The organism is Arthrobacter sp. P2b, from assembly GCF_900168295.1.
Lineage (GTDB): Bacteria > Actinomycetota > Actinomycetes > Actinomycetales > Micrococcaceae > Arthrobacter.
The window spans coordinates 1-7,235 of record NZ_FVZL01000034.1 but is presented as its reverse complement, the minus strand read 5'-3'; the positions used below and the strand labels follow the sequence as shown (position 1 = coordinate 7,235).

Annotated in this window: 5 protein-coding genes; all 5 read right to left on the bottom strand. The window is 59.6% G+C overall.

Annotation, left to right across the window (positions count from 1 at the left end):
- Positions 1-340: 340 nt before the first annotated feature.
- Positions 341-754 (bottom strand): nuclear transport factor 2 family protein, encoded by a 414-nt coding sequence (locus B5520_RS22150; protein ID WP_176156966.1) that lies wholly within the window; start codon positions 752-754, stop codon positions 341-343.
- Positions 755-905: 151 nt separating this feature from the next.
- On the bottom strand, positions 906-1,847 hold the full coding sequence (locus B5520_RS22145; RefSeq protein ID WP_079599218.1) for an SDR family NAD(P)-dependent oxidoreductase: 942 nt from the start codon (positions 1,845-1,847) through the stop codon (positions 906-908).
- 65 nt (positions 1,848-1,912) lie between these two features.
- Positions 1,913-2,920, bottom strand: a complete 1,008-nt coding sequence (locus B5520_RS22140) for an ABC transporter permease (RefSeq protein WP_079599217.1) — start codon at positions 2,918-2,920, stop codon at positions 1,913-1,915.
- Positions 2,917-5,445, bottom strand: a complete 2,529-nt coding sequence (locus B5520_RS22135) for an ATP-binding cassette domain-containing protein (RefSeq protein ID WP_217700366.1) — start codon at positions 5,443-5,445, stop codon at positions 2,917-2,919. Before B5520_RS22135 ends, B5520_RS22140 begins: the two co-directional genes overlap by 4 nt.
- A 52-nt stretch (positions 5,446-5,497) precedes the next feature.
- A complete protein-coding gene (locus tag B5520_RS22130; protein ID WP_176156965.1) occupies positions 5,498-6,616 on the bottom strand; it encodes a substrate-binding domain-containing protein in 1,119 nt (372 codons plus the stop codon).
- Positions 6,617-7,235 lie beyond the last annotated feature (619 nt).

Sequence of the window (7,235 nt, the reverse complement as noted above, 5' to 3'; positions counted from 1 at the left end):
CCGAAAACGCTGTGGAGCCCCACAGCCGCGGCCTAGACACTCGCACTCAGGGACCAAGCGCAAAAGCCTCATCGCTTACGAGCCCACCCAACCCATAACTATCATGTTATGAACGTTACTTTCGCTATTTCAATGAGAGCACGGCTCAAACCCGCTGTCAACGGAGAACTACCAAGCCCAGCCGTTAGCCAAGGGAAACCTGGCCGCAAGAGAAGTCGCTGCGGTTAGAGGCGAGGAAAGTACAAGCTCCGTTTGTTCCTCCCCCGATGCCAGCCTGCGAGCCGGCACGTCCCGTATAACGGCGTGTCGGATCTTGTCGTTGACCTCATGACGATCGACATCAAACAGGGTTAAGATCCGTGTCATTCCTCCCCACACGCTCCGCTATCTTCCACTGGCCTCCAACACGGCGGAAACGATCTGTATACGTCCCCAGGGCTCCAAGCGTGGGCACGCCGCCCTTGATCGTGTAGAACTGGAAGTCACCGCGGCCCCTGGCCTCATCGCCGTCTACGACCACATCCACACTGGCCATACAGTGTTTGATCTTGATACCGCCCCCCGAGAGGTCAGCCTCGAGCGCCTTGCTGAACTCGATGAGTGCCTCCCGTCCCCGAAAGATCCCGCCATCGATATCGAACACCGCATCATCGGTGAACAGGGATACCCACTCATCGTGGGCGTGCGAATCGCGGGTGAAGGCAAATTTGGCATAAATGCTGTGCAATAGCTGTACATCGTTCATATCAGTCATCGTTTGCTCCTTTACAGTTTCCATTATTTTCCTGTCGCTATCGCCGAATCGACTTACCTCGACGAGATGCAGCCGCAGCAAGCGGCCTGTCTTTCCCTGTGGTCAGTGGTGCACGATAGATGGTTTCCGACGTCGATACGTTGGCGGCCCTTCAGGTGAAGAGATCAGCAGCGGGAATATCCCTCAGCGAGTCCGCAACGGCAGGATCGATGGCTGCCAACTCGTCAAACAAGTGGTCCGCCGTTGCGAAGAACGGTTGCAGTTCGCCCGATGGTTCCTCGAGCCTGGAAGCGGCGCCGGCCCAGCCTTCCGCAGTGCGGTCCGGGACCGCAACCCGTGGAAATCTGCTCAGGACGAGCCGAGCCGCGTTGCCCCCGGCAATCTGGAACAGGCCGCCGTGCAGGGACGTATCCTGGTGTGCCAGGAAAGCGACAAACGCCGCGACGTCGTCAGGGACCATCTTGTCTCGGAACACGGATGCTACCTCAGGTCGCCCGGCCCAACTAGCTGCACTCATCGGCGTCCACGCCGTAGGCATGATCGTGCTGACGTGCACACCGACTCGCGTGCCCTCCATTGCAAGCGTATTTCCGAATGACCAGATTGCCGCTTTCGCGGCCGCGTATGCCGTGACGCCAGCTGCCCCGAGCAGGCCGTTGGAGGACACGAGCACTACTCGTCCAGAGCCCGACGAGACCAGATGCGGCCAAGCCGCGCGGGTGAGCTCGACCGAGCCTCGGAAGGAGACATCAAATACTCTCCAGAAATCCTCCATCGGCTGCTCGCAAAAGAGCCCTTCCCGCATGATGCCGGCGTTGTTAACCACGATGTCCAGCTGCCGATAGGCCTCCAAGGTCGAATCCACAATGGATTGGGCTTGTGAAGCGACGTCATGGACATCCGCCACCGCCTGCCCGCCCGCTGAAACGATCTCATCTACAACAGCTTGTGCCTTTAGCGGCGATACATCGTTGACGACCACGCGGGAGCCGCGTGCTGCCAGTTCCATGGCATAGTGGCGGCCCAGTCCCTGCCCTGCGCCGGTGATGATGGCGACGCGGCCATCAAAGTTCAATTCCTTGCCATTACTCATCTAGGACCTGCCTCACATCGATGGCGTCATGGGGGCTTTTCCCCGGGACCGGGCAGCACATTTGTTCACTCAACGATCCCTGCCGGCTGCGGCCGATGGCGCCGGCTGAGCAGCGATGACCACGGAACCGAACGTGCGCCGACTGCCAGGACGATGGCCAAGCTCTGCACCAGAAACTGCGACGAAGTTGGCGCGCCGAGCGCCAAGGTCAGCTGAGTCAGCAAAATCACGAACAGAGCCGCAAGTCCAGTCCCAACCACACTTCCGCCGCCACCCGTCAGCGGAGTGCCGCCGATAACGACCGCCGCCACGACGAGCAGGAGGTAAGGGTCGCCGAGATTCATCGTGGCGTAGCTCAAGACACCGGAGATAAGGACGCCAGCGAAGGAAGCGCAGCACGCGGACACGACATACGCAGCCACCACGTGCCGGTTGGGCGCCAGCGCTGCGGCCCGGGCAGTGCGAGGTGAGGCACCGGCGGCTAGGAAGTTGCGCCCGGCGACGGTTCGGCCTTGAAAGAGTGCGAGGACCGCGACCACCAGGACTCCCAACACCGCGACGACGGGTACCCCAAGTGGCGAGAAACGCGCAAATTGCGACAATCCATCGGGAGCCCGAACTGATAATCCGGCCGAAACCGTCCATACCACCCCAAGCACGAGTGAATTCACCGCTAGGGTCGCCACGATCGGAGTTATCGACAGCATGGTGATGACGGCACCATTCAGCGCTCCGATGAGTAGAGCGAGAGCCGCTACGACAAGCACCGCGACGAAGTCTGAAACTCGAGGCGCCAGGCTGCAGTAGACGACTGCGCTAAGCACCATCGTTGCGGGAACGGAGAGGTCGAATCCGCGCTGCTGAATTACCAGGGTCTGACCCGCCGCTGCAATAGCGAGCACCCCAGCCAGAATGAGCATTGAATTTAGGCTGATCGGCCCCAGCGTGCGGGGAGCCACGAGCGCGGTAGCGATCGCGAGCACGACGAGCGTGATTGTGATGCCCCCATGATCGAAGTGCCACGCTCTCTTCGTCCGGGTGGCCAACGCGTCTACCTTCACCTGCGCGCTCACTTGGCCGCCACCTTGGCACGGCTTGCGCTGTACGCCGCCACGGCAACTATGAGTACTGCCCCCAGGAGGTAGTTGTTCCAGGACGAATCCATCCCCAAGAAGCCGGCCACTGAGCTGATCTGGGTCAGCAGGAGCGAACCCAGGAGTGCTCCGATGAATGAGCCTCGGCCACCGAATATGCTTGCTCCTCCCACGACAGCCGCTGCAACGATAGGGAGCAGGTAGGAGAGTCCCGCGCTCGGGTCACCCGAGCCGATCTGCGTCATAAGCGGGATTGCTGCGAGGGCACCCATCAACGAGCCCCCCACGTACGCCAGGAATCGGAAGCGATGGCCAGATATGCCTAATACCTCGGCAACCGCTTCATTGGACCCGACCGCTCGGAGACGGATCCCCAACCGAGACCGCAGCAGCACGATTTCCAAAGCGACGGCGAGGAGGACCGCGCCCAGGAAGATCAGCGGCAAGATCCCGAATCTAGTAACGAGCGGATTGAGGACGCTGCTTGAGATGTAGCCACCCGGCGTGGGTCGAAGAATGAGTGAGATGCCTTGGATGGCCATGTACGTCGCGAGTGTGGCAATTACCGGCGTGAGCTTCACTACATCGATCAGCGCCCAGTTGACTACTCCGACCGCCGCTCCAATGATAACAAGGAGCGCCCACCCCAAAAGTTGGTTCCCGGCACTAATTCCCTCGACGAGATAAAACGATTCGGTCACCACGATCAGGCCCATTAGAGGAGCAATCGATAAGTCGATGCCTCCTACCAACATCACCATCTGCTGTCCGTACGTTGCCAGCGCCAACGTGGCCGTCAATGCGAGCACAGTGGCTACGTTGAATGCTGACAGGTATCGGGAATCGGCGAGCGTGGCAATCACCGTAAGGAGCACGATGCCGATTGCGACCATCACGAGCGGCGCCTGGTAGCCGGCGAACCAATGCAGCAGCCGACCACCTTGGTGCTGATTCTCGCGTCGTTCCGTGGTTGATGTGACGATCGACTCTGCAATGTTGGGTTCCGTCACGGCGTCGCCATCATGCTCAGCAATCACGCGACCGCGCGAGAACACGAGGACACGATCACATAGTCCCGCGAGTTCGAGCGCGTCGGAGGAAAGCACGACCACAGCGGTGCCTGACTCCGATACCTGTCGTAGTTGCCGGTAGATCTCCGAGCGCGTCTGGACATCAACGCCTTGAGTTGGTTCGTCGGCGAGGAGCACCCGCGGTTCGCTGGCGAGAATGCTCGAGATGACAACCTTCTGTTGATTTCCACCAGACAGCGAACCGACCGGTGTCTCAAGCGAAGGCGTAGCCACAGCGAGACTCGCAGCAGACCGCGTAGCCTGATCGCGTTGCTTTGCCGCGTTGATAATTCCATGCCACGAATACCGTCTGCGACTGCGCATTGTCAGATTTTCAAGAACGCTATAGCCCGGGATGATGCCTTCGTCTTGACGATCCACTGGAAGATAGACGATCCCAGATCGAACGGAGCCGCGCACTCCCCCGCTGGCCGCGCTGCCGTCGTCCAAGAGAATTTTGCCCTTTGAGGACTCCAACCCTGCAAGTGCACGCAGGAATTCGCGCTGGCCGTTGTCGTCGATCCCGGCTAGCCCAACAATTTCGCCTTGCCGAACTTTAAGATTGACGTCGTGGAACCTGTCGCCGTTCAGGCCGACGACATCAAGCACGGTCTTGTCGTGCTGATTCGCCGATTTCGACGGGAAGATCGCGTCAATGGGCCGGCCGGCAATCAGGCTCACGATTGATCCTTCGGTCAAATCCTCGGCATCGAACGTGCCTTGAATCTTGCCGTCCCGCAGAACTGTCACCCGCTCAGCGATCTCCCTCACCTCGTGGATGCGGTGGGAAATGTAAATCACCGCGGTCCCGGCTTCGGCGAGTCGGCGAATTTGCTCGAAAAGTCGGGCAACGTCGCCGGCGCGAAGGTGCTCTGTAGGCTCGTCCAGGACGAGCACCTTCGGGTTCCGCGCTACAGCGTTGGCAATCTCGACAATGAACCGCTTGTCCGGAGCGAGTTCAGCGGCCCGCATCTTTGGATCAACGCGGAGCTCTGAGTCCCAAGCGGCGAGAATCCCCCTTGCCCATGTGTTGGCTTTTCGTACAGGAATAGGTTCCGGCTGCCCGAGCAGAAGATTTTCTGCCACCGTCAGATCCGGAAGGAGAGCCGGCCTCTGACGAACAATTGCGAGGCCGAGCTGACGAGCGTGGTCCGGGTCTGCCGAGTCGAGCTCGGAGCCCCCAATCCACACGCTTCCTGAGTCGGGCGTCACTGATCCGGCGGCCACCCCCATGAGTGTGGACTTACCCGCCCCGTTCCCACCCACCAGCGCGTGTATGGTGCCGGGTATCGCGGAGAATGTTACATCCTCCAGGGCAGTAACTCCTGGATACTGCTTGGTTACCCCTCTCATCGCCAGGCCGGCTTCGCGATCCACATCGTGGTCGTTTAACTGGTCCGGTCTTGCATGACTGCCCGAAACTGTAATGTTCATGATTTGCTCCTTAAGCTCGGCTTCGGCTTCGGCAACACCCTGCCCCAGGTGGTTATTGGAACAGCGCCTTGATCTCAGCGTCGGTCAGCGGTGACGAGGGGTCTGCACCTGCCGGCAGATCCGGCTTGCACACCGGGTTCTTGCCCTGAATAGTGTCGACAGTGGGCGTGAGCTCATAGACCTGATTTTTAGGCGCCTCTTTCCCGTTTGCCACCATCACGCCCGTCCGAAGCGCCAGAGAGACGTTGTCGAAGACGTGATCGGCCGAGAAAAGCGGGTAGGCCTTACCCCTCTCCGCGAACTCTTCGTAGGAGCAACCCAACGCATTCGTTATCGACGAGGTGGCTATGGGCGGAATCGGCAGTCCAGCATTCGCGAAGACGTTAGCGACCGCTTCCGCGACTTCGCCACTCTCGGTTATCACGCCGTCAATCTGCGGGTTGCTCGCCAGAAGGCCGGTCATCGCAGTCTGTGCACCAGCGGCACTCCAGTTCGTCGTCACCGGTTCGTCATTCATGAGCTTTATGTCTGGACTCGCCGCAAACACTTCCTCGATCCCCTTGTGGGCAGCCCCACTAAAGGGGTTGCCGGCGATGCCGCCAAGGTGGACGACATTGCCCTTTCCTTTGAGCGCCGTCACCATCCACCCGGCCAAATTTTTGCCATCGACTGCGCCGTCGCGATAGACCTTGGCGGCATAGTCGGCGCCCGGCGTTCCACCGGGATCGACGACCATCGGAATGACAACCACGCCGGCCTGTGTAGCGGCTCGGATAGCGGGAAGCTGCGCTGGACCGAAGTCGGGATTGATAAGAAGGACATTCACCCCCCGACTGACGAGACCGCTGATGTCACTGGAAGCCTTCTGCTGATCTCCATCTGCGTTGGCATAAAGAACATTCGAATCCAGGGAATCGCACTTCGCGACTTCGTTCTCGATGACCTTTAGCATCTGCTTTCGGGCGGCGTTGTTTGCTCCATCCGACATGCCGATGGTTAGCTTCTTGTCCCCGCACCAGCTGGATACCTCCGCGGTTCGGTCGGACTTGACGTACACCGCCTCAGCGGACGCTCCGCCCTCACCCGAGGGGGTCGGACTGCAGGCTGCCAAAGACACGCTCGCAATCGCGAGCCCAACCACTGTTTGCGTAGCCATCTTGGTTCTATTCATGAAACTCCTCCTTGAGCACATGGGCGGGCCTCATCGATCCGCCGTTTTGTCCTTCGCATGGCACCTAGTCCCGAGAAGATAAAGGCGCATTTGTGATGTACGCAACAAACTATCGCATTGCGACCACTGTAATCGTCATGCGATAGCGAGGCAATAGGTTCAGCGACTCCATATCCAACATTCGGAACCAGGCTTCGCCGCCGGGCCGGGCGCGGGAGCCAGACTTCCCGCTGGGACAGGGGCATTGACACGGAAGAATCGCCATGATGTCTTTGGATAGTGAAAGCAGCTTTCGCATAGCGATAGATTTAGCAGGGCCATGCGACGAGGGCCGACTGAACGCAGGGCAGCCTGCTAGCAAAATGCAGAACGAGGCCGAATCAGTACCACGTATGGCTCCCCCAACCACTCAAGCTCTAAAGTCTCACTCTCGCACCGAGCCTGATAGCGGACACAAGAAGCGCCGAGCCTAGAAAAAGGAAATGGACATGCCTGTAACAAATTTTGATGATTACAAAGATAAGTACGAGCACATCAAGCTCGAGCGGGACGCGGATGGGATCCTGCTCGTCACTCTCCATACCGATGGCAGTGACGTCCACTTCGGCCTGCCCGTCCA

What these genes read in the sequence shown, in the direction of transcription:
- B5520_RS22130 (WP_176156965.1), bottom strand. Translation starts at nt 6,616, where the DNA reads ATGAATAGAACCAAGATGGCTACGCAAACAGTGGTTGGGCTCGCGATT.
- B5520_RS22150 (WP_176156966.1), bottom strand. Translation starts at nt 754, where the DNA reads ATGACTGATATGAACGATGTACAGCTATTGCACAGCATTTATGCCAAA.
- B5520_RS22145 (WP_079599218.1), bottom strand. Translation starts at nt 1,847, where the DNA reads ATGAGTAATGGCAAGGAATTGAACTTTGATGGCCGCGTCGCCATCATC.
- B5520_RS22135 (WP_217700366.1), bottom strand. Translation starts at nt 5,445, where the DNA reads ATGAACATTACAGTTTCGGGCAGTCATGCAAGACCGGACCAGTTAAAC.